Here is a 16,182-nt window from a genome sequence, read left to right on the forward strand (position 1 = left end):
TTCCTGGTAATGCGAAAGAAATCCAAAACTCAGTGTTCCGTCATCCTAAACTTGCATTGAGCTCCGTTTTATGGTATTTTCATGACTATGCAATACTATGCCGTAAAATACTCTAATCAATCAGAGCTTAAAAGGATTATCAATGACAAGGTTTATGAACCTTCTATTAACTCAAAATTTCCTTTCTCGAATGCCTACAGGGATTCAAAACAAGTTGAAACGGTCCAGGTTGGAGACCTTCTTATTCTTTGGGGAGAGGTTGGAAACTTCGTAGAGCCAACTATCATGGCTTTAGGAATTGTAAGTAAGAAATATGACAATGCTCTTCGAGTAAATCTGTGGCATAAAATCTCTGATAAAGGACAGAGAATTGACCTTAAATTTGATTCGGAAGCATCCATACAAAAGGTTGATGAGTTAAGCTTCGATATAATTTCCTCCCATGTGCCTTTAATTAACGAATTATTGGGTTTACCAAAGGAAACCAACCCTACGAACCAAGATGGAATGGTTTTAAAACATGCCTTATCAGTAGTTAAAAGTGATAGTAATTTGTTGAAGGAAGGTTTCTACAATCAGGGGCTTATTGGTTATATAGAAAAGAATGAAAGTACTGATAATAAAGCATTATGGGAATACTACCTAAAAGATGAGGATGATTACTTATATGTGACCAATTTGGAGAACGAAAAACTCCAGGGTCATCAATTCAATGATCCCAAATTAGTAGGGTACTTGACTAAAGATTCAAAAAGTTCTAATCGCTTGGCTAGGTACTTTAGAAGAAGTAAGTCGCTTAAAGAATCAGATCACTTTTATTGTACTCGACCTGATACCAAAAAGTTGGAAGACAAATATGAATATGAACCAGAGAATCACATTCTTGGATCAGTATATCTACATGCTAATAAAAAAGAAGATCTTGATTTAGAGCCGGTTTATGTTTTTTCAAAGGACTTGAATATTAGGCTCTTTACGCCATTAGAAGAGCCAGATTCTGAATCTAAGAGCTCAATAATTAACAAATTAGAAAGGACTCGTCTAAAAACTGATCATCCAAGTAATATTGATGAATTGAGGCGAGAAATTTTTGTGGATAGGGTCCTTGAAAAAGTTTTTGAAGTATGGGAAGACAGTGAGGATGAACCATACATGATCCATTTGAATGGGGAGTGGGGTAGTGGTAAAAGCACAATCCTTCGATTTTTTAAGGAGCGTTTGAAGAAGAAGAAGAATTGGAAAGTTATTGAATTCAATGCGTGGGAGCATCAAAGACTGGAACATCCATGGTGGGTGCTGATAAATAAGATTAGTAAGTCAGCTTCCAGTAAGATTTCGCATTTCTGGTGGACCTTCAAATCATTGCATTTTAATCTGGTTGGGGTTCTTACATTCGCGTTTTTTGTTTTGATTTTATTTTTCACAGATATATTAAGATTTACGGTCTCTGAAAATGATCCATTTGAAAAAACACTTAATCTGATAACCACTTATTTGTCTATTGGGGGTGCTGTATGGTTGATATTTAAATCAATATTGAAGAGTGCATTTCATAAAAGTATTTCTTCATTAGAATATATTAAGTCAAATGCCTCTGATCCGTTTAAACCAATAAAGGATAGATTTAAATCGGTCACTGAGGATAATAATTTAGCAATCTTTATCGATGATCTAGATCGTTGTAATCCTGGGCCTACGGTTAAACTTTTGGAAGGTATTCAGACGCTATTTAAGGAGTCAAAAGTTTTATACATCGTCTCCGGTGACGCTAAATGGATTAAGAATTGTTTCGAGGAAACATATTCAGTTTTCACCGACTTATCTCCTACTGGGCATTCTCTTGGTAATCAGTTTTTAGAGAAATCTTTCCAATTATCTATTAACGTCCCAAAAATTTCAGATGAATTAAAAGAGTCCTATTTAAGGAAAGTTTTAAAAATGGATGAAAACACAACTGATAATCTTGGAGATAAAGAAGCAGTTATGAACGAGATAAAATCAGCTGCAAGTGTTGAAGATCTCGATAAGATATCTCAAAGGAACGAAGTTCAGCACAGTCAAAAAATGATTGAAGAAATGTCAAAGAAATTGTCAAAGATTGATAGCGACCACCAAGAAGAGGTCACTCATATTTTGCTCGATTACGTGAAATATATTCCTAGCAATCCCAGACAAATTATACGATTGAATAATCAATTTTCTCTCAAAAGGCAGGAGTTGCTTTTAGAGGGTAAAAGCTTGGTTGGTATATCCAGTAAGGAATTAGTCAAATGGGTTATTTTTACTTCGAAATGGCCAGAATATGCTTCTGAGCTGTTAGATAATGAGAAGCCCAAAAATGAGCTATTGAAATCTTTAAAAAATCCTCAGAAGGAAGAAATTTCAGAACTATTAAATGGAATAGAGGACCAAACAATTAGTAATTATTTAACCTGACTCCCCCGCACCATCCGATCTTTTCCCTGCATATCCTTAAAAACAGCTACCAGTTGATAACCCTGATTTTCCAAAAGCCTTTTGACATCCGCTCCATAGTTTTCATGGACCTCAAAGTAGAGTTTTCCACCTTTGGTAAGGTTCTTTTGCCCTAATTCCCCTATTCTTCTATAGAAAAGCAGGGGATCATCATCCGGTACAAAAAGTGCCATTTCCGGTTCATAGTGGAGTACATTTTCATGCATTGATACTTTTTCCTGATCCGGAATGTAGGGTGGGTTACTCACAATGATATCAAAGGTTTCTTCCCCCGCGTAATTCAGCACATCTACCAGGTTAAATGACACATTCGCTCCGAGAGCCTGGGCGTTTTCATTTGCCATCTTTAATGCTTCTGCCGAAATGTCCCAGGATGTAACCTCCGGATCTTTCAAACCAAGGGCGAGTGAAATGGCAATACATCCGCTTCCAGTGCCGATATCGAGTACTTTCTGCCCTGATTTTGAATTTTCGAGAATGATCAGTTCCACCAGCTCTTCAGTTTCGGGTCGGGGGACCAGGGTGTGCTGGTTTACCTGAAATTTGCGGCCATAAAAATAGGTATAGCCAAGAATGTGCTGGATAGGTTCATGACTGAGTAACCGGGAAAGGGCTGGCTCATATTGCTTCATTTGCTCCTCAGAAAGTGACAGATCAGTATTTGTAAGCCGCAGGATCTTACTCACTCTGAGAAGATCTTCAAAGAGAATATTAGCCACAGACTGTGCTTCACTTTCTCCATAGATTTCAGTCAGCCGCTGCACGGTTTCTTTGTAAATTGCAGACACTTTTGTATTCACAGCACGAATTTACCAAAATGATGCATGATCTGTTTATGGGAAGGGCTTTAGAGCTGGCTGGGCTGGGCAGGGGAAGTGTGAGTCCAAACCCGATGGTGGGCTGTGTCATTGTGCATGAAGGAAAGATCATTGGGGAAGGGTATCACCAAAAATATGGTGGACCACATGCTGAAGTAAATGCAATAGACGCAGTAAGGGATAAGTCTCTTTTGAAAGAGGCGGTGGTGTACGTCTCGTTGGAGCCTTGTGCTCATCAGGGGAAAACCCCTCCGTGTGCAGACTTGCTGGTGAGTCATCACGTGAAGGAGGTCATTATATGCAATACGGACCCTAACCCGCTGGTAGGAGGAAAGGGTATTAAAAAACTTGAGGATGCAGGGATAAGAGTTCTGACAGGAGTTAGAGAAAAAGAAGGCCTTGATCTTAACCGTCGTTTTTTCACCTCTATGGTTAAGAAGCGGCCCTATATTATTTTGAAATGGGCAGAAACCATGGATGGGTTTATTGCCCGCGAAAATTATGATAGCAAGTGGATCAGCAACCAATACTCAAGGCAATTGGTCCACAAATGGCGCAGCGAGGAGGATGCTATCATGATCGGGACCAACACGGCCAGGTATGATAATGCATCTCTGACTACTCGTGACTGGCATGGGAAAAACCCTATGCGTATTGTGATTGATAAGCATTTAGCCCTTGATCTGAAAATGCATCTTTTTGACGGAGCAGTCCCAACTATTTGCTTTGCTGAGCGAGAAACTGACGGCCGAAACTGCGAGGTGGTCAACCTGCCAAAAGTGGATTTGTCAGGGATGCTGGATCACCTCAACAGACGGGGTGTGCAGTCCCTGATTGTAGAAGGTGGGAGCAAGCTTTTGCAGTCTTTTCTGAATGAAAACCTATGGGACGAAGCAAGGGTATTTACCTCAAATCAATCATTTGGGAAAGGGATAGCTGCACCCAAAATAAATAGAAACCCTTTTTGTGAGGAAAGCGTTTTGGAAGACAGGTTGACTTATTATAGAAATAATACATAGCTAAATGGCTGAAGAACTACACATAGTAGAGAGCACGGATAAGAAAGAGAAATATGAAGCATTGATCCCCCAGGTTGAAGCTCTCGTATCAGGAGAGGAAGACTTGGTGGCAAATCTGGCTAACGCAGCAGCTGCTCTTCGTTATGGCATGGGATTTTTCTGGGTGGGGTTTTACCTGGTAAGAGATGATGAGTTAGTGCTTGGCCCATTTCAAGGACCGATCGCCTGTACACGAATTAAGAAAGGTAAGGGGGTTTGTGGTCAGAGTTGGGAGAAGGCCGAGACGATCATTGTACCAAATGTGGATGAATATCCGGGCCACATTGCCTGCAGCTCGGATAGTAAGTCGGAGATCGTTGTGCCCCTGATCAAAGAAGGACAGGTGATTGGTGTGCTGGACGTGGACAGCGATCAGTTAAACACCTTTGATGAAGTAGATAAAGCATATCTGGAGAGACTGGCCGAGAGCCTCTCCAGATAAAGGCAGATTATTTTTTTACAACCAATGCTCCGGCAATCATGTCGTGGAGAGCCTGTTTTTTGGCTGTAAGCCCTGCCATGATGTATCCGATCATCAGCACCATTTGGGAGATGATCTTTCCAAGGTTCCTCAGGAGGGAGCGACCAAAATCAAGTCTTTTTCCATCCATGTCGGTGACTTTAAGTCCCAGAGCCATTTTTCCTAAAGTAGCCTGGTGCTTACTGGATTCCATAATAGTGTAGTAGATGATCCCTATTACAAAGGAGACCAAAAGAACAGCGCTGAAGGCACTAAAAGCTCCTATGACCATTGCAATGGTATCATCTTCAGACATGTATTCCATATTGTCCATGGTGGCTAGTCCCATGCCAAACATGGCCAGCATAGGTACGATGATAAAAGATTGTACAATTCCGATGATAAACCCATCGATGAGGTAAGCGACGAATCTCAGCCAGAAACCGGCATATTTAGAATCAGACATTTTGTTAGATAGTTTAAGGTTTGTCTTTCAATATAGCAATATTCAAATTACCATAAAAGCAAAAATATCTGATTTACCGGCGTTGGCTTATGGGAGCTCTGCTATGATAGTCTTGCCGCCTTTTGAAGTATCACCGATTTTAACTTTTATATCAGCATCCAGCGGGAGGTAAAGATCAATACGACTGCCAAAACGGATAAACCCAAACTTCTCCGCTTGCTCTGCCTGATCCCCTACCTTTGAGTAGAAGCATATCCTTCTGGCCACAGCCCCGGCAACCTGCCTCATGACGATTTCAAGCCCGGATTCCAGCTTAAGACCGATGGTCGTGCGCTCGTTATCGGTGCTGGACTTTGGGTGCCAGGCCACTAAAAATTTACCCGGATGATACTTATAGTAGGAGATCTCCCCCCTGACCGGGCTTCGGTTTACGTGTACGTTTAGAGGTGACATGAAAATGGACACCTGTATCCGTTTCTCTTTCAGGTATTCAGTTTCTTCGGTTTCTTCAATGACTACCACCTTGCCATCAGCGGGCGCCAGGACATGCTTGTCATTTTTTTCTACAGGAAAATCCGGATCCCGGAAAAAACGAACGATCAAAATGAAAAAAATAATGGCTGCCACAGCCAGAGTGATCTGTACGACCTGAACCGGAATGAGAAAATAAAGTCCGGTGTATAGCAGCCCCAGGATCAGCGCTGCTATTGGGATTATTTTGTACCCTTCTTTGTGAATATTCATAATTTTTAAAAACCTCCCCGGAATTTGTAAGTCTTGGCGACCTTGTCAATGGCTACTATGTAGGCTGCAATTCTCAGGGATACATTATATTCCTGAGCGGTTTCATAGACTTTATCAAATGCCGTTTTCATGATCCGGTCTGACCGTCGGTTTACACGCTCTGCTGTCCATTTGTAGCCCAGCCGGTTTTGTACCCATTCGAAATAAGATACTGTTACACCACCGGCATTCGCCAGGATATCAGGAACAGCTAAAATTCCTTTATCGTTCAGGATCGCATCGGCTTTGGCGGAGGTGGGTCCATTTGCTCCTTCCACAATAAGTTTTGCCTTGATCTGCTCTGCATTTTTCTGCGTGATCACATCCTCCACGGCAGCAGGGACCAGTACATCTACTTCCAAAAGGAGCAGGTCGTCCGGTGATATTTTTTCCGCTCCGGAAAACCCCTCCAGGGATCCGTTGTTTTGGTTTCGGAAGTTAATGGCCTCCGGAATATTGATCCCTTGTGGATTGTAATATGCGCCTGAAAGATCAGATACCGATACGATCGTTACGCCACGTTCTGCAAGTAGCGATGCGGCCCATGAGCCCACATTCCCAAATCCCTGGATCGCGCAGGTAGCTTTGAATGGGTTGATCCTCATTTTCTCCATGCCGGCAAGAGCGGAGATCATAACACCACGTCCCGTGGCTTCTGTCCTGCCTAGAGAACCACCTAATACGATCGGCTTTCCGGTTACTACTGCATTTACGGTCATACCCTGTGCTCGTGAATAGTGGTCCATCAGCCAGGCCATCTCTCTGGGGCCTGTACCCATATCAGGTGCCGGGATGTCCCGGTCCGGGCCAAATATTTCATGCATAGCCTGAGTAAAAGACCGGGTTAGCCGCTCAATTTCGCCTGGTGACATCTCACGCGGGTTGCATTTGATCCCACCTTTGGCGCCACCATACGGGATGTCCACCACAGCACATTTCCATGTCATCCAGGCAGCCAGGGCCTTCACCTCATCAAGATTTACATCCAGGTCGTATCGAATACCGCCTTTTGATGGGCCCAGGATGTTTGAGTGAATGACCCTGTAGCCCTCAAAGACTTTTATGGACCCATTATCCATCGTGATGGGGAGCGACACGATAACCTGCTTGGTTGGGGATTTTAACACATTGTAGATTTCGTCATCCAGCCCGAGGTGCTGTGCTGCGATATGAAATCTCGACATCATGGACTCGAAAGGATTTCCCTTGTCCTTTATGGGAGCCGGTTCAATGTAAGCCATGCTTATATAAAATTTATAGTAGGGTTATTGTTTGTTTATTTTTGGGTGCAAAGCTAAGTTTTTCCAGATATATACCTGCATTCGCCTGTTGATTTAGTAAGTGAATTTTAACTGTAGGTACATTAGACAAGAGCGTGGCTTTCAGGGTGTTTGTTAAAACAATTTCAGAAATACGACAATAAACGGTACTGAAAGAATCAGGCTGTCAAAGCGATCTAAAAACCCTCCGTGACCGGGAATTGATGTGCCGGAGTCCTTGATTTGCATGGTACGCTTAAACATAGACTCCACCAAATCGCCGTATGTTCCTGCTATAACCACAATAAGGGCAACACAAATCCACTGCCACAAGGCAAGATCGGTATAAAAATGTGATAGCAGGACTGACATACCTACAGCGGTAAGCGCTCCGCCAATGGCACCCTCCCAGGACTTTTTAGGAGAGATCCGTTCGAATAATTTTCTCCTGCCAAAGCGGATCCCAGCAAAATAAGCGCCGGTATCGCTGGACCAGATAATAAGCATGAGGCCGAGCAGGATTTCGTAGCTGTACCATCCATGGTAGTGGACCACTACATTCATCAGTGCAAAAGGCAAAGCCACATAGGTAAGCCCGAGATAAAAAAGCGCAATATTCAAAAACGGATTGTTATCATTCTTTTTGTAAAGCTTTACCAGAAAGATCAGTGAAGCGATCGGGAAAATAGCAAAATAATATTTAGGATGGAGAGACCCCCTGGCAATGAAAAAGGACAAAACAAATAAAGAAGTGCCGATTACCACGCCCAGCAGTCTGATGGGCAGATAGCTCTGGAGTTTGATCAACCGGTAAAACTCCCATTGTGCAAGGAGGGAGATCATAAAGAATACGACAAAGTAACTCCATTCGCCCAGGATCAAACTGGATACGATGATAAAGGCACCTGCAGCTGCCGAAAAGATTCTTTGGTATAGATCTGAAAACTTATTCAAACTTAATGCTCTCATTGATGATTTTAAGTGCCTGAATTACATGCTCAGGAGCTACAAGTACCTCAAAATGCCCAAACTGGTAAGAGGAATCCTTTTTGCTCAGCAATACCGGATTCAAATCATGCTCATCCAGAATGGACCTAACCATCTCAGCACGGTATTCAAGCTGGTCACGATACACCCTTTGCCAGTCACGCATCAGATTTGGCTTTAAAATAGTTCCTGAACAAGTATAATAAAACCGAACCGATAATAAAGAAAATTAAAATGATGTAGACAGGCGGAGAGCTTTCTACCTGAGTAGGGTCAAAGTCTATTACACTGAGCTGGCCAAGATACAGCATGATCAATGTAAACCCATTATTGACGAAATGCCCTACCATAGCCAGAGATAGCTGCCCTGACCAGTAGTACAGGTACCCAAACAAGGCGCCCAAAAGCATTCGGGGGACTACTCCGTAAAACTGGAGATGAAAAACACCGAAAAGCAGGGCCGTAGCCCATATGGCTACATGAGGGTTTTTGAAGGCTTTGTTAAATAAATTTTGAAGCAATCCTCTAAACAACAATTCTTCTCCTATGGCGGGGATAATGGCAATGACTACCAGACCTAATAAAAACTCATCTATCCCGTTAAACGCTGTCAGGTACCTGGTGAGTTTTTCCAGCTGTGCCTCCTTGGCTTGTGCCATGTCTTCAAAATATGAAAAGACACCGGGTAGCTCCACACTCTGATTCCATTCGATGATGACACTGTTTGCTACCATAAAGCAAAACATGATAATGACTGTCATAAAAACGGGCTGTTTCAGGGTCCCGCTAAATGAGAAAAAATCTTTTAAAGGAAGGTGCAGGTTTCTTCGTATAAAGAAGAAGGGTACCAGGATAAACATCCCCAGAGAAGTGACTCCCTGGATGATCATCATCGGCAGCTTAGCCTTTTCCGAGCCATACGGATTTGTGAGCTCTTGTAGTGATTTCTCAAGACTAAAATCAAAAAAGGGAAGTATGATAACCTGGGCCAATAGTTGAAATAAGATCAGGGCTGCTAAAACATATCCAATTAAAATAAGTATTAAGATCCAGGGGGTAATGGATCGGTCACCTGTAGTGGTGTTTCTGAGGATATTCTGCATAATTGCCCTAAATTTACGGCAAAATTTAGGATTAGACTGTGGTCAAAATAGGAAACCTTGAAATCGGCGATTTCCCGCTTTTGCTGGCTCCCATGGAGGATGTGAGTGATCCCCCGTTTCGGGCAGTGTGTAAAGAGAATGGAGCCGACCTGATGTATACGGAGTTTATCTCATCCGAAGGACTCATCAGAGATGCAGCCAAAAGTGTAGAGAAGCTGGACATCTATGATTACGAGCGTCCCATAGGCATTCAGATCTTTGGGGATAAGATTGAATCAATGCGTGAAGCTGCCGCTATAGCTGAAGAAGCTAACCCGGAGATCATAGACATCAACTACGGTTGTCCGGTGAAAAAAGTAGCCTGTAAAGGGGCTGGTGCGGGGATTTTACTAGATGTACCCAAAATGCAAGCTATGACCGCAGAAATTGTCAAAGCTGTAAATAAACCCGTAACAGTTAAGACCCGGTTGGGCTGGGATGATAGCACGATAAAGATTGTGGAAGTAGCCAAAAGGCTCCAGGATGTGGGCGTACAGGCACTCACCATTCATGGCCGCACCAGGAAACAGATGTATAAAGGGGAGGCAGACTGGAGCTATATTGCCGAAGTAAAAAATCACCCGGACATCCATATACCGATCTTTGGCAATGGAGATATAGATTCTCCTGAAAAAGCTGTGGAGTATAAAGATAAGTATGGTGTAGATGGTATTATGATCGGCAGGGCTGCCATAGGTTATCCCTGGATCTTTGAGGAGATCAAGCATTATATGAAGACTGGCATGCATTTGGAGAAACCCACGTTGGAAGAACGAGTGAAAGTAACTAAAAAACACCTGGAGTTTTCAGTGGAGTGGAAAGGGGAGCGAAAAGGTATTTTTGAGATGAGACGACACTATACCAATTATTTCAGGGGAATTCCGAATTTCAAACCATTCCGAGCCCAACTGGTGGAAACCGATACCTTCAATGAACTGATGAATATTCTTGATGAGATTTCAGAAACGTTTACTGAAGTGGTACCGGTGTAACCTTCATTTACATGACCCAAAAAACACCCCTGAAGGCCTGGGGCCTTCTAATTACACTTTCCCTGATATGGGGGAGTTCATTTATATTGATCAAAAAAGGACTGATAGGTCTTACACCCCTTGAAGTAGGTTCGATCAGGATCGTATCAGCGGCTGCTTTTCTGTTACCCTTTGCTATAAGAAACCTCAAAAAGATCAGAAGATCACATCTAAAGTACATGGTTTCTGTGGGCCTGGTAGGTAGCTTTTTCCCGGCTTTTCTCTTTGCCATTGCTCAGACCAGGCTGGAAAGTGCCATTACAGGAGTGCTCAATGCGCTAACTCCGTTATTTACCGTTCTGATAGGAATAGTACTCTATAAAAAGAAGCAACCCTCTCAGGTATTTGCAGGGGTGTTGGTAGGTTTTATTGGGACCGCTATTTTGGTCACTGCAGGTTCCGGAGGTGACATCAGCAATTTCAACTTTTATGCCTTTTTTGTAGTGCTTGCTACGCTTTTTTATGCCTTTAATCTGAACCTGATCAAAAGCCACCTGCAGGATCTGAAGTCTATGACAATTACCAGCATTTCATTGCTTACTGTAGGGCCGGTTGCGGCAGTTCAGCTTTTCTTTTTCACTGATTTTCCGTATAAAATTGTCCATGTAGAGGGCACATTACTTGCTACCTCTTTTATACTGGTTCTCGGTGTAGTAGGTACAGCTATTGCCCTTATTATCTTCAACAAGCTGGTAAACATCACCGATCCCGTTTTTACTTCATCTGTTACCTACATCATACCGATTGTTTCTGTGGTGTGGGGTGTTTTGGATGGGGAAATATTACTGGTTTCACATGGAGTAGGGATCGCGGCGATTTTATTGGGAGTATTCATAGCCAACCGTCAGAGGAATAAATCTCTGGCACAAAAAAAGGCCTGATCGATTGAACAGGCCCTTTTTGAGGATTTAGATTAGGTAAGTTAGCTATTCCTTATCTTCTGGTAATCAAATTTTTCCAGGAAGCTTTTTGCCTGCTCCACACTTTGGAATTCAAACTTCTTCTGATGACCATCTGTGCCATTTATTTCGATCATAATGGCCTCTACTTCTTTTTTCTTCGTTTTATCAAGGGGGTCAGCCACTAATTTAGCAGTTGCTGCCTCGATGTTCATGTTTTTAGTCAGATTGACCGTTTTTCGTTTGATCCTGCCACAATAAGCACATTTATATTCTTTTTCAAGCAGCCCGTCAGCATAATCAGTGGGTTTTTGAAGGACCTCTTCTTTTTGCAATTTGAGGGTTTGAAAACCGCAGCGGTCACACTCCAATGCTCCAAGGTGCCCTTTATACTTTTCAATTTTGGTTTCACTGGTTACCGGATCAATCCAGACATCATAATCCACGGAAAATGCTTCTTCTTCTGCCTGCATCCCTTCATCCAGATAAGCATCCTCTTCATCTTCACTCAAAAGCTTCATTTTATTTCCGGTATTGGGGTTTATTCTGGGCGTATATCTTAGCTTTTTCAGTTTTCGGTTGAGCGGGCCGGGATAATAGTACTTAAATACCAGGTAAGTGATGTACACATGGAGTGTACCGATACAGAATGAAATAAATGCACGGATAAACAGCCAGACATTACTTAACGCTACCGTCTCATCATATACCGTATTTAAAAAGAAAAATATACCAGCTGCTAATACGTAGTTAGCTCTTAAATAGGCCTGAGTCTCCTTCCTGCTGGCCAGGTCATATTTGGCTTTATATCCATCTTGTGATGCATATCGGATAAGATAGATGATTACTATCAATACTGCTATTCCGGCAGCTGCCAAAAACAGGTACCACATGACCTCATGCCATATGTCAAGAAAGGCCAGGTATGAATCGTTTTGCTTCATAGTTCTCTCAAATGAATGTTAAAGTTAATCTTATGGCTCAAGTATCAAAATAATTTTTAAGACAATTAAACCCCAAAATGGTTTGGTACGAACTTAATGAATATGGAATACAAATTAGAATTTAATTCTGAAATGAGAGGAATTTTTCAGAGCTATTTTCTTCTTTTGGTGCCTTTCCGGCCAGTTGAAATAGCATTTGCCTGGTTTTTGTTTCAATAGAATCAATGTGGAAATAGGTAGGTGCATCAGCTTTGATCCTGGAGGACAACCGGCCTTCAGCTTCCATGAGAAACATGAAAAGGCCAAGTAGAAGAACAAACGATATAACTTTGTTGGATTTCATGTGTTCAAAAGTTGTCAAAATCAGCCGTTTGCCGCACAATTTTGATAATACCTAGTTGGCCTGCGCGGCCCGGTCTACGCGACTCGGTGTTCTCAATATTTGGGTCGGACCGCGTAGGTTGAGGCTACGCGTCCCGGCATCATGCTCATTTCATAGCTATTTAGAAGATGAGAAATCCATCTTAATAGTTGCATGACTCTATGTGAATTACCTCGGACTTAGTCAAACGTTACAGTGAAGCTGTAAATACTTTGGCTTCTTTTAGAGAAAAAGGCAATTATTGACTTTATTTAATACATCAGATAATCATTGTGCCTCATGACTATAAAGGAAAATAGTAAACTAAAAAGATTGACCAAAAGCCATGTGAATAATGCACTCCTCCTGGAGATTGCCTGGGAAGTGCTAAATCAGGTAGGAGGGATCTACACTGTGATCCGGTCTAAGGCTCCTACAGTCTGTGAGAAATGGGGAGGCAACTATTGCCTGATCGGGCCATATATGCCTCACAATGTAGCTGCGGAGTTTGAACCGACTGAGAATCTGGATGATCCTTTCGGCAAAGCTGTGAAAAGAATGCGCGATAAGGGATATGGGGTTCACTATGGGGTTTGGCTGGTTTCAGGCAGACCAAAGTGTATACTTTTTGATCTGAGTACAGTAATGCATCGCCTCGGGGAGATCAAGTATCTTTTGTGGGAACACCACGGTATTTCTACCCCTGGAGAAGATCACTTGCTAAACGACGTACTGGCTTTTGGAGAAATGGTGAAAATATTTCTTTCGGAAATCGCCCAGGAATCCAAGTCCAAAAAAGTACTGGCCCATTTTCACGAATGGATGGCAGCAACGGGGTTGCCGGATATACGAAGAGAGCGAATAAATGTCAGCACCATTTTCACAACACATGCCACGTTGCTTGGCAGGTACCTGGCCATGAATGATCCGCAGTTTTATAATCATTTATCCTTTATGGATTGGCAAAAAGAAGCTCGCAATTTTAATATAGAGAGCAATGTAATGCTGGAGCGGGCAGCGGCACATGGAGCTCACGTTTTCACCACGGTAAGTGATGTGACTGCACGCGAATGTCGTCAGCTACTTGGGAGAGATCCGGATGCTATCCTGCCAAATGGGATAAACAACGAGCGGTTCGAAGCGCTGCACGAATTTCAGAATTTGCACGTCCAGCACAAAAACCAGATCCATTCGTTTACCATGGCCCATTTTTTCAGCAGCTATACATTTGATCTGGATAAAACACTGTATTTCTTCACTTCGGGCCGTTACGAATACCTGAATAAAGGCTACGACCTGACGCTGGAGGCGCTGGCTCGTCTCAATCATCGGCTTCAGACGGAAAAATCGGATGTGACCGTAGTAATGTTCTTTATAACAAAGCGACCTTACTATACGATCAACCCGGATATTTTACAGAGTCGGGCATTACTGGAAGAGTTTAGGCACACGATAGATTCTATAAAGAGACAGGTAGGTGAGCGCCTGTTATTTGATGCGGCGAATCGGAAGGATACCAAGCTCCCCGATCTCAATAAGTTTGTGGATGATTATTGGAGGTTGCGGTACCGCAGAACACTTCAGAGCTGGAAGTCAAACAATCTGCCGCCTGTTATCACCCACAACTTGCAGGATGATGCAAATGATGATATCCTCAATTTCCTCCGAAGCTCAAACCTGGTAAATAATCCTCACGATAAAGTGAAAGTGGTTTATCACCCGGACTTTATCAACTATACTAATCCACTTTTTGCGATGGATTACGGGCAGTTTGTTCGGGGATGCCATCTTGGTGTATTTCCAAGCTACTATGAGCCATGGGGCTATACTCCTTTGGAGTGCATCGCCTCAGGTGTACCCACGGTGACAAGTGATCTGGCAGGGTTTGGTGACTTTGTTTACGAACATGTGCCAGATCATGACAAGCGGGGAATTTATCTCATCAAAAGAAATCAGAGGTCTTTCCATGAGGCTGCCGGGCAGCTGGCAAACCGGCTCTATAATTATGTGCGATTATCCAGAAGGGAAAGGATAGACCTTCGTAACAGAACTGAGGCTTCTTCCACACTCTTTGACTGGACTAATCTGCACAAATATTATGAGCAGGCGTATTTGAAGGCTTTATCCATGAAATGAGGACGCGCAGTCCAACCTGCCTGCAGTAGCACTTTCGGACTCTTACGCTAAAGCTTCAGCGCCAGCGTGCAAAGGCAGGCCGGGTATGATCAAAATTGGGTGGCAAACCGCTTATTTCAGTAGATTTTTGAACACATGAGATAAGATCCTGGAAAGTTCCACCTCAGGATCTTATGGCTACATTCTGCAAAAGTTACTCTGTCCAGCTCATCGGATACTTCTCGTCTACAAACTCCAGCCCTTCTTCTGTTACATGAAGGGGACGAAACGTATCGAGCATCACGGCAAGTTCTTCAGTTTCTTTTGCTCCGATGCTTTTTTCTACTGTGCCCGGATGTGGTCCGTGTGGCAAACCACCGGGATGTAGGGTAAAAGAGCCCCGGTCAATGCCTTTTCTGCTCATAAAGTTGCCTTCCACATAATAGAGCACCTCATCACTATCAATGTTTGAGTGATTATACGGTGCGGGAATTGACAGTGGATGGTAGTCAAATAATCTGGGCACGAATGAGCAGATTACATAGCCCTGTGCCTGGAAGGTCTGATGAACAGGTGGCGGTTGGTGGATCCGTCCTGTTATAGGTTCAAAATCGTGAATGGAAAAAGCATATGGGAACAGGTATCCGTCCCAACCCACCAGGTCGAAAGGGGAATGCTCATATTCGTACTGGTGAAGCATTCCACCTTTCTTTATCTGCATGTGGTAGTTTCCTTTCTCCGTTTCGGTGACAAGCTCCATCGGAGGTCGAATGTCCCGCTCGCAGTACGGGGAGTGCTCCAGCAGTTGGCCGAGCTCGTTTCTGTAGCGCTTTACTGTTTCTACCGGGTGGGCGGATTCAATGATCAATAGTCTCAGGGGCTCATCTTCCCACTCGAACTTATAGATGGTGGTTCGGGGTATGACTACATAGTCGCCTTGTTTCACCCGGAGTTTCCCAAACTGAGAGTACAGCCAGCCATTGCCATCATGAATAAAGACTACCTCATCTGCTTCTGCATTTTTATAGTAATAATCCATGCTTCGGCTGGAGGGATTGCAGATGGCCATACTTACATCATTGTTCATCAAAAGCACTTTACGCGCTCCCAGGTAATCTTTTCCGGTTTCACCAAGTTTGCTGGTATTTAAGTGGGTTTGTTTTAAACCATAATCCTTTGCAATCTTCGTTCCATAGGATTTTGGTTTGCCTATCGACTTCACACGAGTAGGAGTGTATGTGTGATACAGGTTTGAGTAAATTCCCGAAAACCCCCTGGAAGACACCAGCTCTTCAGCATAGAGGCTGCCATCAGGCTGCCTGAATTGTGTGTGGCGCTTCGGGGGGATTTCGCCAAGTCTGTGATAGTAGGTCATGTTGTTTGT

General features: G+C 43.1%; 16 protein-coding genes. 6 read left to right on the top strand and 10 right to left on the bottom strand.

The window, feature by feature from the left end:
- Window positions 1-87: 87 nt before the first annotated feature.
- Entirely contained in the window at window positions 88-2,436 is a 2,349-nt protein-coding gene (locus AC3E9V_RS02505) for a KAP family P-loop NTPase fold protein (protein ID WP_488751609.1), read from the top strand.
- On the opposite strand, the gene prmC is transcribed toward AC3E9V_RS02505, so the two are convergent.
- On the bottom strand, window positions 2,424-3,275 hold the full coding sequence (gene prmC / locus AC3E9V_RS02510) for a peptide chain release factor N(5)-glutamine methyltransferase (protein WP_488751610.1): 852 nt from the start codon (window positions 3,273-3,275) through the stop codon (window positions 2,424-2,426). The two genes, AC3E9V_RS02505 and prmC, sit on opposite strands and share 13 nt — an antisense overlap.
- A gap of 17 nt (window positions 3,276-3,292) precedes the next feature.
- Here prmC and ribD point away from each other — a divergent pair, with 17 nt between their 5' ends.
- Window positions 3,293-4,312: a bifunctional diaminohydroxyphosphoribosylaminopyrimidine deaminase/5-amino-6-(5-phosphoribosylamino)uracil reductase RibD gene (gene ribD / locus AC3E9V_RS02515; protein ID WP_488751611.1), complete on the top strand. Its 1,020-nt coding sequence runs from the start codon at window positions 3,293-3,295 to the stop codon at window positions 4,310-4,312.
- Between the two features lie 4 nt (window positions 4,313-4,316).
- On the top strand, window positions 4,317-4,793 hold the full coding sequence (locus AC3E9V_RS02520) for a GAF domain-containing protein (protein ID WP_488751612.1): 477 nt from the start codon (window positions 4,317-4,319) through the stop codon (window positions 4,791-4,793).
- Between the two features lie 7 nt (window positions 4,794-4,800).
- On the opposite strand, the gene AC3E9V_RS02525 is transcribed toward AC3E9V_RS02520, so the two are convergent.
- The 6 genes from AC3E9V_RS02525 to AC3E9V_RS02550 form a co-directional block, all read right to left on the bottom strand.
- Entirely contained in the window at window positions 4,801-5,277 is a 477-nt protein-coding gene (locus AC3E9V_RS02525) for an RDD family protein (RefSeq protein ID WP_488751613.1), read from the bottom strand.
- An 87-nt stretch (window positions 5,278-5,364) separates the two neighbouring features.
- Complete coding sequence (locus AC3E9V_RS02530) at window positions 5,365-6,021, bottom strand: phosphatidylserine decarboxylase family protein (protein ID WP_488751614.1); 657 nt, start codon at window positions 6,019-6,021, stop codon at window positions 5,365-5,367.
- Between the two features lie 5 nt (window positions 6,022-6,026).
- The gene (locus tag AC3E9V_RS02535; RefSeq protein WP_488751615.1) at window positions 6,027-7,301 is read right to left on the bottom strand and encodes a Glu/Leu/Phe/Val family dehydrogenase; all 1,275 of its coding nucleotides are present in this window, start codon (window positions 7,299-7,301) and stop codon (window positions 6,027-6,029) included.
- A 153-nt stretch (window positions 7,302-7,454) separates the two neighbouring features.
- The gene (locus AC3E9V_RS02540) at window positions 7,455-8,288 is read right to left on the bottom strand and encodes a phosphatidate cytidylyltransferase (protein ID WP_488751616.1); all 834 of its coding nucleotides are present in this window, start codon (window positions 8,286-8,288) and stop codon (window positions 7,455-7,457) included.
- Entirely contained in the window at window positions 8,266-8,472 is a 207-nt protein-coding gene (locus AC3E9V_RS02545) for a putative signal transducing protein (protein ID WP_488751617.1), read from the bottom strand. The genes AC3E9V_RS02540 and AC3E9V_RS02545 overlap by 23 nt, the downstream gene beginning before the upstream one ends.
- Window positions 8,465-9,409 carry a CPBP family intramembrane glutamic endopeptidase gene (locus tag AC3E9V_RS02550; protein WP_488751618.1) on the bottom strand — a complete coding sequence of 315 codons (945 nt, stop codon included), beginning with the start codon at window positions 9,407-9,409 and terminating at the stop codon, window positions 8,465-8,467. The genes AC3E9V_RS02545 and AC3E9V_RS02550 overlap by 8 nt, the downstream gene beginning before the upstream one ends.
- Window positions 9,410-9,447: 38 nt before the next feature.
- On the opposite strand from AC3E9V_RS02550, the gene dusB reads away from it, so the two are divergent.
- Window positions 9,448-10,440, top strand: coding sequence for a tRNA dihydrouridine synthase DusB (gene dusB, locus AC3E9V_RS02555; protein WP_488751619.1), 993 nt, complete (start codon window positions 9,448-9,450; stop codon window positions 10,438-10,440).
- Between the two features lie 11 nt (window positions 10,441-10,451).
- Window positions 10,452-11,360 carry a DMT family transporter gene (locus AC3E9V_RS02560; RefSeq protein WP_488751620.1) on the top strand — a complete coding sequence of 303 codons (909 nt, stop codon included), beginning with the start codon at window positions 10,452-10,454 and terminating at the stop codon, window positions 11,358-11,360.
- Window positions 11,361-11,401: 41 nt separating this feature from the next.
- On the opposite strand, the gene AC3E9V_RS02565 is transcribed toward AC3E9V_RS02560, so the two are convergent.
- Both AC3E9V_RS02565 and AC3E9V_RS02570 read right to left on the bottom strand, forming a co-directional pair.
- Window positions 11,402-12,322 (bottom strand): hypothetical protein, encoded by a 921-nt coding sequence (locus AC3E9V_RS02565; protein WP_488751621.1) that lies wholly within the window; start codon window positions 12,320-12,322, stop codon window positions 11,402-11,404.
- Window positions 12,323-12,443: 121 nt separating this feature from the next.
- Window positions 12,444-12,665: a hypothetical protein gene (locus AC3E9V_RS02570; protein ID WP_488751622.1), complete on the bottom strand. Its 222-nt coding sequence runs from the start codon at window positions 12,663-12,665 to the stop codon at window positions 12,444-12,446.
- 318 nt (window positions 12,666-12,983) lie between these two features.
- Here AC3E9V_RS02570 and AC3E9V_RS02575 point away from each other — a divergent pair, with 318 nt between their 5' ends.
- Window positions 12,984-14,819, top strand: a complete 1,836-nt coding sequence (locus AC3E9V_RS02575; protein ID WP_488751623.1) for a glycosyltransferase — start codon at window positions 12,984-12,986, stop codon at window positions 14,817-14,819.
- Between the two features lie 193 nt (window positions 14,820-15,012).
- Here AC3E9V_RS02575 and AC3E9V_RS02580 read toward each other — a convergent pair whose 3' ends face one another.
- Entirely contained in the window at window positions 15,013-16,173 is a 1,161-nt protein-coding gene (locus tag AC3E9V_RS02580; protein WP_488751624.1) for a homogentisate 1,2-dioxygenase, read from the bottom strand.
- Window positions 16,174-16,182 lie beyond the last annotated feature (9 nt).

The sequence above is a fragment of the Marinoscillum sp. HNIBRBA16962 genome (assembly GCF_057801515.1).